Consider the following 15815-nt stretch of genomic DNA (forward strand, 5'->3'; position numbering starts at 1 on the left):
TCCCGTGTGGAGGTCTCCACAGCCCCTCCCTGCCAACGCGGGCGAAACACCCGCTCCCCGTGATTATTGGCTACTTGTCTCACTGACGGCGCACCTAAGGTCGAGCCATGGAGTTCGTCTCGGTGCCGAAGGCACGGCCGGGTGACAAGGTGGCCGTGCTGTCGCCATCGTTCGCCGCGCCCGCCATTGCGCCAGCGATCCACGAGCAGGCGCTTCGGCGGCTCGCGGGAGTCACCGGCTTGGTACCGGTCGAATACCCGACCACCCGCAAACTCGGCGCATCTGCCGCAGAACGTGCCGCGGACCTGAACACAGCTTTCGCCGACCCCGAGATCCGCGCCGTCCTCGCCACGATCGGTGGCGACGACCAGATCACCGTCGTCCCGCATCTGGACGCGCGGCTCATCGCCAACGATCCCAAGCCATTCCTCGGTTACAGCGACAACACCAACGTCTTGAACTGGCTGTGGAACAACGGCGTCCCCGGCTTCTACGGTGGCTCGACGCAGGTCCAGATCGGTCCCGGACCGCGACTGGATCGCGTGCACGAGATCTCGCTTCGTGCCGCCCTACTGACCGGCGAGCCTGTTGAGGTGACCGAGCCCGGAGAGTCGGAGGACATGGGTCGCGAATGGAACGACCCCCGCGCCCTGACAGAGTTCGGGAGCCGCGAACCCACCGAGCCATGGTCCTGGTCCGGACCCGAGCGCCCAGTGACCGGACGCACGTGGGGTGGCTGTATCGAGGCGATCCAGTGGATTCTCAGCGCTGGCCGCTTCCCGGCCGACCCGTCAGTCCTGGACGGTGGCGTGCTCCTGCTGGAGACGTCAGAGGAGCTGATCCCAGCCCGCGAGTTCGGTTATATCCTGCGCTCCTTGGGCGAGCGCGGTCTGCTGTCGGCGGTCGACGCCGTGATAGTCGCCAGGCCACCCACGTCGGACTTCACCGTCCAGCCCACCGCGGCCGAACGTCGAGCCAAGCGCGACGAGCAACGGGACGCGGCCTTCGCCGTCATCGAGCGGTACAACCCGGACGCAGTTGTGGTCGTGGGCCCACCGTTCGGTCACACGAGGCCACAGTGGATCGTCCCGTACGGAGGAATGATGACTGTGGATGGTGCGACAAGAAGAGTCTTCGCCGACTACCGCTGACCTGCGCGTCCGATCGGTCGACTCCATGACAGAGGTGGTGCCGGCTACTACTTCCGAACTCGGTTACCACTAGGTAACACTGGTGGTGACAACGGGAGGCGCAGATGACTCAAGACGTGTCCGAGAGGGAAGCACACCAGCGCGACGCCGGCGAGGTGGCGGCGACCGTCCCCGTGCAGTCCGCGAGAGGCAGCGACGGGGCTTCAGGAACGCGGCTGGACGCCACCGAGTCCGAGGCCAGGGCGTTGGCCGAGGCCGCACGTGAGTCCGAGTGGAGCCGCCCCAGCTTCGCCAAGGGGATCTACCTCGGCCGCTTCGACCTCTCTCTGATCCACCCGCACCCCCGCGGCGCCGACGACGACGTCGAGCGCGGTGAGGCATTTCTGGAGAAGCTGCGCGCGGTGTGCGAGACCATCGACGGCCGCCGCGTCGAGCGCGAGGACCGGATTCCGAACGAGTACCTCGCGGCCCTGTCGGACATCGGCGCCTTCGGCATCAAGATCCCGCGGCGCTACGGCGGCCTGGGGCTCACCATGGCGTACTACGGGCGAGCCCTGATGCTCCTAGGGTCTGTACACCCGAGCATCGGCGCGCTCGTGTCGGCGCACCAGTCGATCGGCGTGCCGGAGCCGGTCAGGATGTTCGGGACCGAGGAACAGAAACAGCGGTTCCTGCCCCGCTGTGCTGCGGGCGCGATCACTGCCTTCCTGCTCACCGAGCCCGACGTCGGTTCCGACCCGGCCCGGATGTCCTCGACTGCGACGCCCACCTCCGACGGGACGGCCTATCTGCTCGACGGTGTGAAGCTGTGGACCACCAACGGCGTCATCGCCGAGCTCGTCGTCGTGATGGCACGAGTCCCCCAGCATGACGGCGGGCGTGGCGGGATCAGCGCTTTCGTCGTCGACACTGCGTCCGAGGGCATCACGGTCGAGAGGCGCAATGCGTTCATGGGCCTCAAGGGCCTGGAGAACGGCGTGACGCGCTTCCACCAGGTCCGAGTGCCGGTCGAGAACCGGCTTGGCGCCGAGGGCCAGGGACTCAAGATCGCGCTGACCACGCTCAACACCGGGCGGCTCTCCATCCCCGCCCTGTGCGCGGCGGCCAGCAAGTGGTCACTCAAGATCGCCCGCGAGTGGTCGGCCGAACGTGTCCAGTGGGGACGGCCAATCGGCCAGCACGCTGCGGTCGCGGAGAAGATCTCATTCATCGCTGCGACGACGTTCGCCCTGGAGGCGGTGCTCGAGCTGTCGGCAGCGCTCGCAGACGCCGGGACCAAGGACATCCGGATCGAGGCCGCACTGGCGAAGCTCTGGTCCAGCGAGATGGCGTGGCTGGTGGCCGACGAGCTCGTGCAGATCCGAGGGGGGCGGGGTTACGAGACCGCTGAGTCGCTGGCCGCCCGCGGGGAGCGTGCCGTGAACGTCGAGCAGCTCCTCCGCGACCTGCGGATCAACCGGATCTTCGAGGGATCCACCGAGATCATGCACCTGGTCATCGCGCGCGAAGCGGTCGACGCACACCTGGCCGCGGCCGGCGACCTGGCCAAGCCCGACGCCGACCTTCAGCAGAAGCTGAGAGCCGCGGCGAAGGCAAGCGGCTTCTACGCGAAGTGGCTCCCCCACCTCGCCGCCGGCACGGGGAGCGTGCCCACCGGCTACCACGACTTCGGGCCACTGGCCCGGCACCTGCGGTACGCCGAGCGATCCTCACGCAAGCTGGCCCGCCAGACCTTCTACGGCATGTCGCGCTGGCAAGCCAGGCTCGAGTACAAGCAGGGCTTCCTCGGACGCATCGTCGATATCGGCGCCGAGCTGTTCGCCATCGCTGCGGCCTGCGCACGCGCCGAGATGATCCGCACCGACGACCCCGACCAAGGAAAAGCGGCGGTCGCGCTCGCCGACGCCTTCTGCGAACAGGCCCGACTACGCGTGGACCATCTCTTCGAACGACTCTGGACCAACACTGACGACAACGACGGACGGATCGCCGCCCGCGTCCTCGACGGAGACTTCACCTGGCTCGAGCACGGAGTGCTCGACCAGTCCGAGGGCACCGGGCCGTGGATAGCGGCGTGGACACCAGGACCGAGCGACCACGAGACGGTCCGCCGCCACTACCGGTGAACGAGGACGGTCGACGCCGACCTCGCGGACCCCAACGGCATACCCGTCGACGCATGCGGACCGCGACCCGGCCGCTCAGCTTCACGGCCGCATCCGTGCACGGACACGGTGGCGTGCTTTGGATCCCGCCCGCGGTCCGGGTCGGGTTAGTCGCGAAGGCCCTCGGGGTACTTCGCCACCATGAGCACCACCACCGTGGTCGTTGTCGTTGTGATCGTGGTCGTCGCGCTTGTGGCCATCGGGTATCGGATGACCCAGCGACGGCAGACCGAGCGGCTCCGTGGGCAGTACGGACCCGAGTACGACCGAGTGGTCGACCAGGCAGAGAGCCAACGCGAGGCGGAGTTCGAGCTTCGTGAGCGCTCGAAGCGACACGAGGGTTACGACCTTCGGCGCCTGGATCCCTCGGAGAGGGAGGACTTCGAGCACCGTTGGTCGGACGTGCAAGCGCAGTTCGTGGACGACCCCGGCACTGCGGTGCGCAACGCGGACCGGCTCGTGACGGAGGTCATGACCGCTCGTGGCTACCCGGTCGACGACTTCGACCAGCGCGCCGATGACCTGTCGGTTCGTCACGCTGACGTGACCCAGCGCTACCGGGAGGCCCGCCGCGTCGCCCAGGCCAACCTCGAGGGCACCGTGACCACCGAGGACCTGCGTCAGGCGGTGACCAACTACCGAGCGCTGGTACGGGCCTTGCTGGGTGAGGACGTGGGCGACCATCGGGACGGCGATGACCGGCGGAGCGAGCGGACCGGCGAGCGGGACTTCAACGAGACGACCGAGCGGGAGACGAGAGCATGAGCAACATGGACGCATCCACCCAGGACGCAGCCACCAGCGACGCCACGAGGAACGCCGACGAGGCACCGGCCAACGGCGGACGAACCGTCACCACCGAGACCGGGTCCGGAGACCGCGCCGACAGTGCGGCCGAGAGGCTGGGCGGCCCGTCCGAGCGCGAGCAGACCGCGCAGCCGGGTCCCGCGGCAGACCGCGACACTCGCGGCGGTGAGGCTCCCGGTACAGCCGAGGCGGCTACCCGCGAACGCGCACGGTTGATCGCGCCCGAGCGGGCGGAGAGCTACAACGGCCGGTGGGATGAGCTCAAGGGCCAGTTCGTCGACGAGCCGCGCGCCGCGGTACGGAACGCGAACGAGCTGGTCGGTGAGGTCCTCGACGAGCTCGAGGACCTCTTCCGGCGCCAGCGGGCCGACCTGGAACGCGGCCTCGACAACGAGCAGACCAGCACCGAGGACCTGCGGCGGGCGCTCGGCCACTATCGTTCCTTCTTCGATCGGCTGCTGTCGTTCTGACGGACCGCGTTGGCATGCGCGTCGGTCTTGGGATACTGCCGCCGAGTCAGCCGTCGACCAGCAGGCCGCGCACCGGTCCCTGAAGGCGGTCGGCACGCCTGGACACGCTGCCGAGGAGCCTGAGCCGATGGGTCTGCGGTTGGCCGGCCCGGGCCCGGATGGCCTGCTCGTGCGCGGTCGGCCGCCAGGTCTGGTCGATGACGGTGCACGGGTCGCCGTCGATCTCCTCGATCGGCCGCTCGGTGTGTTCGGACCAAAGACGCAGGCGGGTCGTCCGGGCGAGCCCCCGGTCGCAGACGAGCACGTTCACCTCGGTGTCGTTGAACAGCGAGTGCTCGTTGAGGTTGGCGGATCCGATCGTGAGCCACCGGTCGTCGACGATGCCGATCTTGGCGTGGACGTAGATCGGCGCGTGTTCGCTGCCGTCGTGCGCGCCGATCGTCGTCGCGAGCAGCCGGCCTTCCTTGCCGTCGGCCTCGAGCAGGCGCCCGAGCTGCCCGCGAGTGGTGTCCGCGCCGTTGTTCGGCCTGGCCGGCAGGACGAGCAGGATCCTGAAGTCGGGGTGTGGCGGATGCGTCAGCTTCTCCGCGAGGACGTCCACCACCTCGGGCGACCACAGGAACTGGTTCTCGAGGTAGATGAAGCGCTCTGCGGAGCGCAGCGCACGAAGGTATGCCGCGAGGATCGTGAACTCACCCCGTGGCGCGAACGCGTAGACGTCCTCGGGCACGGTTCTCAGCAGCTGCACGTCGAGCTCGCCTGCGGGTGCGGGTTGGTCGGGTGCCGGCAGGTCGTCGCCCGTGACCGCTGTCCACCGTTGCTGGAAGTGACGCGCTACGTCGCCGACCACCGGCCCCCGGAGCCGGACGGCTGCGTCGTGCCAGCCCAGCGGCATACGCGGGTGGTGAAGCTCGTCGTCGTACCGGTCGCCCTGCAGGTCGGTGAGGTCGATGCCCCCCACGAAGGCGACGTCGTCATCGACGACGACGATCTTCTCGTGATGGCAGTGCATGGTGCGCTCCCGCTTGTCGAGGGCACACTGCACGCGGCTGCCCCGGATGAACTCCTCGCGAGCCAGGTGAACCATCTTCCGGGTGGGCTCGAACAGCGGCAGCGGCGGACCCGCCCAAAGGAGCAGCCGGACTGGGACCCGTTCGGCCACCTCGGCCAGCAGGTCACGCAGGCGCACGGCTCCAGGGCCCCGAACCAGCTGGAAGCCCGGCGTCGCATGCCAGCCGGCGATGTGCACGTGGTGCTGTGCGGACCGGATCGCCCGCTCCATCTCGGGCAGGGCGTCGGCTCCGTCGAGGAGGACCTCGAGGCTGTTGCCAGACCGGAACGGCGCCTGCCTCGACCACCACGTCTGCGCGCCCGCCTCGGTGGAGGGCCGTGGCGGGTCGAGCACATCTGACCAGCCGAGCCGACCCAGCCGTCGTCGGTGGTGCCTTCGCAGAACCGCCTCGATCCCGTCGCCCACCCCTGCATCGAGCCAGGCCAGCCCCGGTGCCCTCATCATGACCCCAGGGTGGCCGCAACGGACCGGCTGTTGGAGTCCTGGACGCTGTCTCCGCCAGCAGGCTCTGCGCCCGCTGGCCGACGTCGGACGGGCGGTTCCTGCTCGTGTGAGCAGTGAAACGCGATAACGGTCATATCGCACCCGGCCTCTCTGGTGCGTTCGGGTGCCTACGCCCGCGGCCACCACGGTGTCCATACCCGTCCGGCGCCCTTCCCTGCTCGTGCATGCCCCCGAAGCGGACGGAGCCGCCCGGCTGAGGCGGCCCATTCCGCGCCCAGCCAGTCAGGCGGGCGTGGCGCCGGCCCACCAGCCCGAGACGAGCGCCGCCTCCCATTCATCAGGGTCCACCAGGACCAGCCCCGGATACCGGGCATTCTCGTCGGGCATCCAGCCGACATCAGTCAGAGGCTCGTCCTCGAGCCCGACGAACCGGATGAACACCAGCCCGTCGTCGGAGGCATGGTCGATGGTCCCGGGGTGATGCTCCATCAGGATGTGCCCGCCCTCGAGCAGGTCGCGTCTGGTGATGTTCGAGGGAGCCACCCGTCCCACGTAGATCACGCGCCGCCCCGCTATAGCCTCGTCGATGGTCAGTGCGCGCACGACGTCTCTCCTTCCCGTCCTGCTCCGCGTTGGTGCCGTTCCTTGCCGCAGGACATGCCTCGCTCGAGGCGGAGTGGTCGCCTCCCGGTCGGACTCATGGCTTGCCTGCGAAGCAACGCTCGATGGCCTTCTCGCCCGGCCTGCCGATGAAGCCAGCGGTGCCTTCGGTCTTGGCATCGACCTGCGTCGGGTCCACGCTGCTGTCGAGCATCCAGAAGTAGATGCCGTCCAGCCCAGACCGGTCGACGGCGCGGCAGGCGGCCGTGAACCAGTTGACCTGGATGGCCGGGTTGAGCCCGTGAAGCTTGGGGTTCCCCCAGTTCCACGGCTCCCGATAGGCGCCGTCCTGGGCCGCGATGCCTACCTCTTGGGCCACCATGACCTGTCGGAGGGCCTTGGGCTTGGCCATGATCTGTCGAGTCAGTGCAGTCGCGAGCTGCTCCACCGTGGCGTCCGGTCCCAGATCCACGGCGAAGTAGAGATCGAGGCCTACGGCGCCGTCGGGTGGCGCCATCTGTGTGTCGCGGGCATCCCAGTTGAAGGTGTAGCTCAGCATGGCCGGGAAGAGCTTGCCGGCCGACTTGGCGAGCCGGCTCCAGTGCTCGTGCTGCGTCTGGAGCGAGGTCAGCTCGGTGGCGAGCACGAACTCGTCGGCCCGGGCCTTCGTGGCGGCCTTCAGGAACGGCCTCAGGGTCTGCTCGTAGCTGTCGAACCACGCCGAGAGCCGTGGTGGACGGATGGTCCCGCGCCAGCCACCTTCGGAGTTCCGAAGGTTGGCTTCGTCGACCAAGGGGCGCACGGTGACGCGCAAGCCGCGGGCGTGCGCGGCGGCGACCATCGTGGAAAGGGCGGCCGGCGTCGGTGTCTCCGGGCCGGTGTAGACCCGCGTGGGTCGCTGCCCGTCGGTGTAGATCGGGAAGCTGTAGGCCACGCTGTTGGCGCCTCGCCTGACGGCGTAGTCGAGGATCTTGTCGATGTTGGCCTCTGCGGTCCTGCCGTTGGCGTTGTGTGCATAGATCTGGAGCCCGTACTGCTTGGCCCCGGGCCGCCACCGCTTCTGCGCTGGCACGCTGGCAGAGGTCGTCCCGTCGTTCGTCGACTGCCCGGCCGCATTCGATGTCGTCATCGGCGTTCTCGACTCGATGGTTGGCGATGACAGCGGTGACGAACATGCACCGAGGACCACGAGGGCGGGAGCCAGGGCTCCCAAGGAGCGGGTCAGTGCGCTATGCATGTGTACCTCCTGAGGTCGTCGGGACCTCGTGGGTCTTGGCGATGACCTCGAACAGCTCGGATCGGCCCCAGCCGATGCGGTCCCTGATGTAGGCGAGGAACCCCCGAAGGCCCGCCCAGCCCTCGACCAACGTGAAGAACGGGATGAGCAGCAGGCCCAGCGCGTAGCGAGCAAGCACGCGTCCGCCCGAGGCGTGGCAGTTGGCTCGTAGGCCGTCCACGTACATCCAGAGCCCGACGCCCATGTTGAGCGCCCACGCGCCGAGGATCCACTGCTGAACCGGTGCGGTGTATCGCATGCCGAGGGCGGCAGCGACGCCGAGCACGACCAGCACGTGCTGCAGTGGCCCCACGACCCACGACGTGAGGGCATATCTCAGGAGCAGGCGGTTGCGCAGGGGAACCGCCGGGTTCCGCGCCACATGGAGCAGTCCGCGCGCCCATCGCCGGCGCTGCGTCACCAGGTCCTTGAACGACTCGGGAGAGCTTCCGTAGGAGCGGGCCGGAAACCAGGCAGAGCGGCCTGGATGCCGGGTTGCGAAGAGTAGGGCGAAGTTGGCGTCCTCGGTGATCGACAGGTCCCGGCCGTAGTCCCACCCGATTGCGGACTCGACGTCCGCCCGGACGAGCAGCAGCTCGCCGTGCGCCCCGAGAAGCGGCCTGCCGAGGCCGGTCCACAGGCGAAAGGCCGAGAGGTCGGACCCCGGCCGGACCGCGTCGGCGAGCCAGACAAGTCCGCTGCTCGAGAACTGCCGCGGATACGTCAGGACACCCTGGGCCAGGACCTTGCTGCGGTAGTCACCGAATGCGTTGGCGTTGATGAACCGGGCGATATGCCGGACCGTGTCCGGTCCTACGGAGGTGTCGTCGTCCATGTGCAGCACCCAGACGTCGTGGCGCGACTCTCCCTCCTGCCGTCGCAGCCGGTCCACCCAGCAGTTCGCCCTCGCCTTGGCCTGCGTGTGGTTCGGCGTCGCGTAGCCGGACGGCACGAAGAGCACGCGCACATGATCCGACCTGAGCGCCTCGAGCTCGTCCCGAGCCTCCGACCGCTCCTCGGCCACGACGTCGACCCGCCACTGCGAGAAGCACGCGGGGATCGTCTCTTCCATGCTGCGAACGACTCGTCGCAGTGCCGGCATCACGTCAGTCCGACCGATCGTCGGGACCTGGACCACGAGCAGGTCGTCGCAGAGGGTCGTGGGCGTCAGGCGCGCTGACCCGGCGAGCGACCGGCGGGCCAGGACGCTGCCGATGACCGCCATCACCGACAGTGCGGTCGGCAGGGTCCACACCACGCTGAGGTAGGCCCCCAAGCCGAACTCCCCCAGCGTCCAGGCGCGCGGATACAGGATGAGGCTGACGATGAACACGATCACGGTGAGCCACACGAGAACGGATGGGCGTGGTGGATGTAGCGCGCTGGGACCTCGCCAGGTGCGCACGGGATTCTCCTTCGTCGGTTACGGGACTGCGGCTTCTTCACCCAGGAAAACGCCGTGGTTCGGCGGGCATGACGCGGGGCGTGAGCCACTCACACCCGAAGCGGTGCTGCGAGGTCGGGGCGCCCGAGCCTTCCGTGTGCGTCCACATGTTGAGACGAGGTATGCCGTCCGCGTCATCCAGACGGCGCCTGGGCGTACGTCGACAGCCGGGTCACCCGGGTCCGACCAGGCGGATGGACGCCAGCGGCGGCAAGAGCTGTCAGTCCTGCGCCATCTCGTACGTGGCGAGGACCTCCAGGAAGAATGCCGAGGCGGACTCGGCGAGGTCGGCCACGCCGTCGGGAGGTGTCTGCTCGATCACCTCGATGAGGATCTCGTGGTGGATTCGGGCAAGCTCGAGCAGGCTCACGCCGCCCATGTACGCGCGGCGTCCCAGCTCGTACGCCGCGGCCAGGACCACCTCCTCGCGCCGCGGCAGGAAGCGCAGGAAGGCCACGCGGTAGTCAGCGGTCAGGTCGCCGAGATCGCGTCGTGGCTGTTCGGTCATCCGCCGTCCTCACGGCACCGCCGGTCGAGCAGCGCGAGCCCCTCCTCGAGGTCGAGAGCGGTCGGGACCGACGACCGACCCATGCCGAGCATGACCATGGCCAACGCGACATCCGGCTGGATGCCGACGATGACGGTCTCGGCGCCCCTGAGCCTGGACATCTGCGCGATCTCGGCGAGCGTGTTGGACCCGAAGGAGTCGAGCACGTCGAGCGCGGCGACATCGATGATCACGCCGCGCGACCGGTGCATCCCGATCTGCTCGATGAGGTCGTTGCGGAACCGGATCATCTCGGAGTCGTCGAGCGCGGTGTGGATGGACGCGATGAGGTACGGTCCCTGCCGCAGGATCGAGACGAGGGCCGGCCCCGAGATCACGTCTGATCAGCCTCCGAGCTTCGTGTCACGGCATATCCGAGGAGACGTTCCGCCTTCTCGAGACCACCTTGAAGGTCACCCATGGTGTCCATCTTGCTCAGGTCGACGCCGATCGTCACGAGTGTCTGGGCGATCTTCGGCGACAACCCGGTGATGATGACGCTCGCGCCCATGAGGCGTGACGCGTCAACGGTCTGCACGAGGTGGTTGGCGACGGTCTGGTCGACATCGGGCGCGCCGGTGATGTCGATCACCACCACCTTCGCCCGATGTCTGCGGATGCCGGTGAGCAGCTGTTCGGTGAGCTGGCGGGCGCGCTCGCCATCGAGGACGCCGATGATCGGCAGGATGAGCAGTCGTTCCCGGACCGGCAGGACGGGCGTGGACAGCTCCCTGATCGCCTCCTGCTGCTGGCGGATCACCCGTTCGCGCTCCTCGACGAAGCTGACCGCGACGGTGTTGGCGATGCGGTTGGCGGCGGGCTCGTAGGCGTCGAGGACGCGGCTCAGGAGCTCGAAGTCGCGCTGGTACTTCTCGAAGAGCGATCGGGCCAGGACGTCGCGCAGGAGCAGGACGATCCCCACGACCTCGTGGGTCTCGACACCGCGCGGGATGATGCGTTCGGACAGATCGCGTGCGTAGTGCTGCAGCGCCTCGACGCTGCCCGTCTCGAGCACCCCGACATAGTTGTCGTACACGGACGTCGTCTCGGCTGCCATCTCCTGCGGGGTCATCGCCTCGAGCAGATGGGAGTCATGGATCCGGTCGGCCCACTGTTCTCGGAGCCGTTCCCGGTGCTCTCGCAGGTGAGCTACGAGCTGGGGCAACAGCTGGTCTCCCGATTGGCGTTGCGCCACGTCGCTGAGTTGTTGCTGTGCCACGGGTGGGTCCTCCTCCATCGTCGTCATCCCTTCTGCCACTTGGTCATCGTCACCGTCGTGCCGTGGCCCGGCTCGGACACGATCGCGAACTCGTCCATCAGTCGTCGGGCGCCGGGAAGCCCGAGCCCCAGCCCCCGGTAGGTGCTGTAGCCGTTCTGCAGCGCCTGCTGGACGTCGGGTATGCCGGGACCGCTGTCGCGAGCGACCACGAGCAGGCCCTGTCGCGGCTCCTTCAGGAGCTCGAAAACCACTTCACCTTGTCCCGCGAAGCGGACGATGTTGCGCGAGACCTCCGACACGGCCGTGGCGATGATCGTCAGGTCGGTGCCGCCGAAGCCGACCCGCTTGGCCATCTCACGCGCGGCCCGACGTGCCGCGACGATGTCCGCGTCCGTGGCGATGGGCACGCGCAGCTCGTCGTCCCGGGACTGGCCACGCCCCGTCAGCGGCTCGCTGAGGCGGCCGCACAGGCGGCACTCGAGCACGTGGCGTGCGGCGTCCACCTCCTTCTGGCGGCGGCGGTCGCCGCCGGAGATGGCGTAGAGGACGGGGCGGCACTTGTCCGTGGGTGGCTCGATCTGCTCCAGGGCCAAGAGGTACTCCACCCGCATCCGTGCTCGAGTGCGGTTCAGCTGCGCCGCGATCGCTCCCGGCGTGCTGCCGGTCTCATCCGCCAGCGTCCGGGTGCCCTGGCCCGCGACCTCGTGCGCCAGCAGCGCCTCGCGCTCCCGCTCGGACAGGTGAGCCAGCGCCTGCACGACGGCGGACTGCTCCTCGGACAGGAGCAGCTGGTCATCGGGTGACTCGGGCTGGCTCAGGTCCAGGACGCGATGGACGTTGCGCTTGCGTCGGTCCTCGTCACGCCACATCGTGGCGACGACGTTTCTCGCGGTGACGATGGCGTACGGCTCGAGCATCCCGTCCTCGATCGTGGACGATGCCGCCAGCACGCGAGCCAGCGTCTCCTGGACAAGGTCCTCAGAGGCCGGGTGGGCACCGACCCTGGCCCCCACGATCCGTCGGACCATCGGCATGAGAGCAGCCACATCGCCGGCCTCGACCTCGGCACGCGGATCGTCCTGCGCGGCGCTCATCCTTCGCGCCCCGGGTCCCACGTCATGCCGATCCATCCACGGCGTCGTCATACCCGCAATAGGACGAAGCGACTCCAAGGACTCACGATGACTGTCATCCCGTTTCCACAGCGCCAGGCCGCCGGGTGCCACCTGGACTCCGCCGATACATGCCGGTCCATGGCGATCTGCGGCAGATTCGCAGGACCCAGCGGCCGGTCCGGGACGATGACCGGCTCGCTGCGTCTCCTGCGCCTTCGCCTGGGTGGAACACGAGCCTGGGCAGACGGAGTCTTCACAGGTGAGCTGTATGACGCCGACGGGAAGCGCATCGGTGCCTGCAGCAGGCGGCAGTCCGCTCCAGCGCGGCTCGGGCAGTCGGATGACGCACCGGTCACCATCGGCCCAGTCGACGTCGACCTCATGGGACTCGTCGTCACGGTCTGCGCCATCCGTGTCCCAGAACCCGATGGAGCGTCCGCGTTCACCCGCAGCTTCCGACCCCGTCTGCACATCGCAGACCAGCCCTCGAAGGAGACCTCATGAGGAACCGCAGGCCGGCCGCGACCTCGCGCAACACCTATCCCCGGGTGGCACCGAGGGACCTCGCCCATCCGTCCTCCCGTGACCACAGCCACACGGGGATGACCCACTCCGTCGTCCGTGATCTCAACCAGCGCGCGCGAGCCACGGCGGGTGGCTCCGGTCACTCGGCAGACGCGGCCTTCACCGCGCGACGGCCGTGGGGGCAGTTCGAGCAGCTGGTGTCCAACACGCCAGTCACAGTCAAGATTCTGACCGTCGAGCCCGGACAGCGCCTCTCACTGCAGAGGCACGCGCACCGCGGAGAGCTGTGGCGGGTCCTCGACGAGCCGATGGAGGTCGTTGTCGGGGCCCGCAGCTGGACGGCACGATCCGAAGACTCCGTCTGGGTGCCTCGCGGTGCCGTGCACCGTCTGGGCAATCCCGGGCCGCGCCCGGGCCGGGTGCTCGAAGTCGCGTTCGGCCATTTCGACGAGGACGACATCGAACGCCTCGCCGACGACTATGCGCGGTGATTGGAGTCGAAGGCCGGCCAAGGCCTCCCCGATGTCTGTCGAACTGCATCCCCACATCGAGCGGGCTGGCGAGAATCGTGGTCGCCCAGGACCCGCCTGGTGCGTCGGTGGGGGCGCTTCCGAGCACAACGCCGGGACAGGTTCCCCCACGCGATCCCCTATCCCCAGGCGGGTTGCTGGGAGAACCATGTGGGTATCTCAGGGACGTGACGTTCCCGGACCTCGGGCTCGCGCCTGCACTGGACATCGACGCGCGCCTTGCCGCGCTCGAGCGCGACGTGGACCTCCTGCTCAATATCACGCCACTCAACGCGGCCGAGGCATGGACGGACTTCGAGCGGAGCGACTTCGACACGGTCCCGACGCTCCGGCTCAGACCGCTGGAGTTCGATCCTGATCTCGTGCGGCGGGACCTCTACAGCCTCGAGATCGAGAAGGTCACCGACCCGGCACTGCACGCGCTCCTGCGGGCCAAGCGGGACGAGATAGCGCGACAGATCACGGCCTTGGAGGATCGCGACACGTCACGGTTCGTGTACGGGTCGCTTCAGCTCTACGGAGGGATTGCCCCGCCGCTCCTGTCCACCGCGGAGGAGCTGCTCGCGACCATCCCGGCCCCGGCCACGCGCACCAGGAGCGTCACGGCCGGCGTGTTCGCGGAGGCGGCTCGTGCGGAGTTCGACCGGTACCGAGCCGCATATCGCGACTTCCCGGCCCACATGGACGTTCGCGACGACGTGTCCGAGCTCATGGTCTCGCACGGCCGGCTGCTCATCCCTGAAGCCGCGACGTTCAGAGCCGACCGCGTCGAGCCTTTGCTGCATCACGAGATAGGCACCCATGTCGTCACCTACCAGAACGGTGCCAGGCAACCCCTGAAGCTGCTGACGGTCGGGCTGCCGGGCTACGACGAGACCCAGGAGGGGCTGGCCGTGCTCGCCGAGTACCTGACAGGTGGCTTGGACCCGCGGCGTCTCCGCGTGCTCGCGGCGAGGGTCGTCGCCGTCGACAAGCTGCTCGACGGCGCCGAGTTCCTGGAGATCTTCGAGGCGTTGCGCACCCAACACCGGATGCCGACGAAGACCGCATGGACCATCACCATTCGTGTTGTCGTCGGAGGCGGTTGCGTGAAGGACGTGATCTACCTTCGTGGGATCTCGCGAGTCCTCGAGGCCTTGGCGGAAGGCATCGGTCTCGACGTGCTTTTCGTCGGCAAGCTCGCGTTGGACCACGTCCCGGTGATCCAGGACCTGCTCGACCGCGACGTGCTCACCGCGCCATGGGTTCGTCCGCGATGGCTGGACCTGCCAGGTTCCCAGAAGCGTCTCGAAAGACTGCGCGCCGGCGCGTCCGTCCTGGACCTGTATGAGGGAGAGGTGTCAGCATGAGGCTTGCGTTCTTTGTCAACGACGTCGCCACCGAGATCGACGAGTACACGACCACACGGCTGGCGCGAGCCGCAGCCCAGCGAGGTCACGAGGCCTGGTATGTCGGTCTCGGGGACGTCGAGCTCGGGGAGGCTGACGGGCAGCTGCTGGCCCGCGCGCAGGCCGCACGGTTCAAGCGGTGCGACACGCTCGAGAGCTTCATGGAGCGCATCAAGGTGGGCGCCGCCGAACGGATCGTGATGGACGACCTCGATGCCTTGTTCCTGCGCAACGAGTCGATCGACGACCTGCAGGAACGGTCTTGGGCAAGTCCACTCGGTGTGGTCTTCGGCCAGATGCTCAAGGGGCGAGGGGTCATCGTCGTGAACGACCCCATGTCCCTGGTTCGTGCGACGAGCAAGCTCTACCTGGAGGAGTTTCCCGAGAAGATCCGACCACGGTCGCTCGTGACGCGCGACCCTGAAGCTGTTGAACGGTTCGTTGCCGAGATCGGCCGCTCGGTCGTCAAGCCCCTATACGGGGCCAAGGGCCGAAACGTGTTCATGATCGAAGACGCGGGCGAAGCGAACCTCGCGCAGATGACAGAGGCGGTCCTTCAGGACGGTTACGCACTTGTGCAGGAGTTCGTCGACGGCGGCGAGGACGGCGATGCCCGGATCTTCCTGCTCGAAGGACGGATCCTCGAGCGCGACGGGAGGCTGGCTGGGTTCCGGCGGGTGCCGACAGGCAACGACCTACGCGCCAACATCAGTACGGGCGGGCACCCGGTCCCGTTCGAGATCGGCGAGCTTCAGCTCGGCATCGTCGACGCGATGAGCGAGAAACTTCTGGACGATGGCATGTTCTTCGTCGGTATCGATGTGATCGGGGACAAGGTGGTGGAGATCAATGCGGAGAGCCCCGGTGGGATGCAGAGCATCGAAAGGCTCTACGAGATCGATGTGTGCCACACCGTCATCGAAGCCCTGGAGCGCCGAGCCGGTTCTCGGGCCTGAGGCGTCCGGCCATCAACGGGTAGCCCAGCCATAGACCGGGTACTGAGGCAAACCCTCGAGACCATCCTCACGATTCCTGCCTTCGCCCGGCGCGCATCGGCTCGCA

At 68.1% G+C, this 15815-nt stretch carries 16 protein-coding genes; 8 read left to right on the plus strand and 8 right to left on the minus strand.

The genetic code is table 11. From position 1 onward, the window contains the following. The first annotated feature begins 107 nt into the window (after positions 1-107). From ACWEOW_RS02930 to ACWEOW_RS02945, 4 genes are all read left to right on the plus strand, one after another. Positions 108-1151 (plus strand): S66 family peptidase, encoded by a 1044-nt coding sequence (locus tag ACWEOW_RS02930; RefSeq protein ID WP_452267659.1) that lies wholly within the window; start codon positions 108-110, stop codon positions 1149-1151. Between the two features lie 104 nt (positions 1152-1255). Continuing rightward, a complete protein-coding gene (locus ACWEOW_RS02935; protein ID WP_452267660.1) occupies positions 1256-3277 on the plus strand; it encodes an acyl-CoA dehydrogenase family protein in 2022 nt (673 codons plus the stop codon). A 180-nt stretch (positions 3278-3457) separates the two neighbouring features. Next, a complete protein-coding gene (locus tag ACWEOW_RS02940) occupies positions 3458-4081 on the plus strand; it encodes a hypothetical protein (RefSeq protein WP_452267661.1) in 624 nt (207 codons plus the stop codon). A gap of 5 nt (positions 4082-4086) precedes the next feature. Beyond that, on the plus strand, positions 4087-4593 hold the full coding sequence (locus tag ACWEOW_RS02945) for a hypothetical protein (RefSeq protein ID WP_452267662.1): 507 nt from the start codon (positions 4087-4089) through the stop codon (positions 4591-4593). 46 nt (positions 4594-4639) lie between these two features. Here ACWEOW_RS02945 and ACWEOW_RS02950 read toward each other — a convergent pair whose 3' ends face one another. From ACWEOW_RS02950 to ACWEOW_RS02985, 8 genes are all read right to left on the minus strand, one after another. Further along, positions 4640-6109 (minus strand): phospholipase D-like domain-containing protein, encoded by a 1470-nt coding sequence (locus ACWEOW_RS02950; RefSeq protein ID WP_452267663.1) that lies wholly within the window; start codon positions 6107-6109, stop codon positions 4640-4642. Positions 6110-6391: 282 nt separating this feature from the next. Further along, positions 6392-6712: a hypothetical protein gene (locus ACWEOW_RS02955; RefSeq protein ID WP_452267664.1), complete on the minus strand. Its 321-nt coding sequence runs from the start codon at positions 6710-6712 to the stop codon at positions 6392-6394. Between the two features lie 94 nt (positions 6713-6806). Continuing rightward, the gene (locus ACWEOW_RS02960; RefSeq protein WP_452267665.1) at positions 6807-7838 is read right to left on the minus strand and encodes a glycoside hydrolase family 113; all 1032 of its coding nucleotides are present in this window, start codon (positions 7836-7838) and stop codon (positions 6807-6809) included. Positions 7839-7938: 100 nt separating this feature from the next. Next, positions 7939-9390, minus strand: coding sequence for a glycosyltransferase family 2 protein (locus ACWEOW_RS02965; RefSeq protein WP_452267666.1), 1452 nt, complete (start codon positions 9388-9390; stop codon positions 7939-7941). A gap of 259 nt (positions 9391-9649) precedes the next feature. Next, positions 9650-9937: a phosphatase RsbU N-terminal domain-containing protein gene (locus ACWEOW_RS02970; protein ID WP_452267667.1), complete on the minus strand. Its 288-nt coding sequence runs from the start codon at positions 9935-9937 to the stop codon at positions 9650-9652. Then, a complete protein-coding gene (locus tag ACWEOW_RS02975) occupies positions 9934-10314 on the minus strand; it encodes an STAS domain-containing protein (RefSeq protein ID WP_452267668.1) in 381 nt (126 codons plus the stop codon). The genes ACWEOW_RS02970 and ACWEOW_RS02975 overlap by 4 nt, the downstream gene beginning before the upstream one ends. Further along, positions 10311-11195, minus strand: a complete 885-nt coding sequence (locus tag ACWEOW_RS02980; protein WP_452267669.1) for an STAS domain-containing protein — start codon at positions 11193-11195, stop codon at positions 10311-10313. The genes ACWEOW_RS02975 and ACWEOW_RS02980 overlap by 4 nt, the downstream gene beginning before the upstream one ends. A 23-nt stretch (positions 11196-11218) precedes the next feature. Next, positions 11219-12289, minus strand: a complete 1071-nt coding sequence (locus ACWEOW_RS02985) for a sigma-70 family RNA polymerase sigma factor (protein WP_452267670.1) — start codon at positions 12287-12289, stop codon at positions 11219-11221. A gap of 87 nt (positions 12290-12376) precedes the next feature. On the opposite strand from ACWEOW_RS02985, the gene ACWEOW_RS02990 reads away from it, so the two are divergent. The 4 genes from ACWEOW_RS02990 (at position 12377) to ACWEOW_RS03005 (ending at position 15709) form a co-directional block, all read left to right on the plus strand. After that, positions 12377-12814: a hypothetical protein gene (locus ACWEOW_RS02990; RefSeq protein ID WP_452267671.1), complete on the plus strand. Its 438-nt coding sequence runs from the start codon at positions 12377-12379 to the stop codon at positions 12812-12814. Further along, a complete protein-coding gene (locus ACWEOW_RS02995) occupies positions 12811-13326 on the plus strand; it encodes a phosphomannose isomerase type II C-terminal cupin domain (protein WP_452267672.1) in 516 nt (171 codons plus the stop codon). Before ACWEOW_RS02990 ends, ACWEOW_RS02995 begins: the two co-directional genes overlap by 4 nt. Positions 13327-13532: 206 nt before the next feature. Further along, complete coding sequence (locus tag ACWEOW_RS03000) at positions 13533-14714, plus strand: flavohemoglobin expression-modulating QEGLA motif protein (RefSeq protein ID WP_452267673.1); 1182 nt, start codon at positions 13533-13535, stop codon at positions 14712-14714. Beyond that, entirely contained in the window at positions 14711-15709 is a 999-nt protein-coding gene (locus tag ACWEOW_RS03005; protein ID WP_452267674.1) for an ATP-grasp domain-containing protein, read from the plus strand. Before ACWEOW_RS03000 ends, ACWEOW_RS03005 begins: the two co-directional genes overlap by 4 nt. The last annotated feature ends 106 nt before the right edge of the window (positions 15710-15815 follow it).

The sequence above is a fragment of the Monashia sp. NPDC004114 genome (assembly GCF_053603855.1).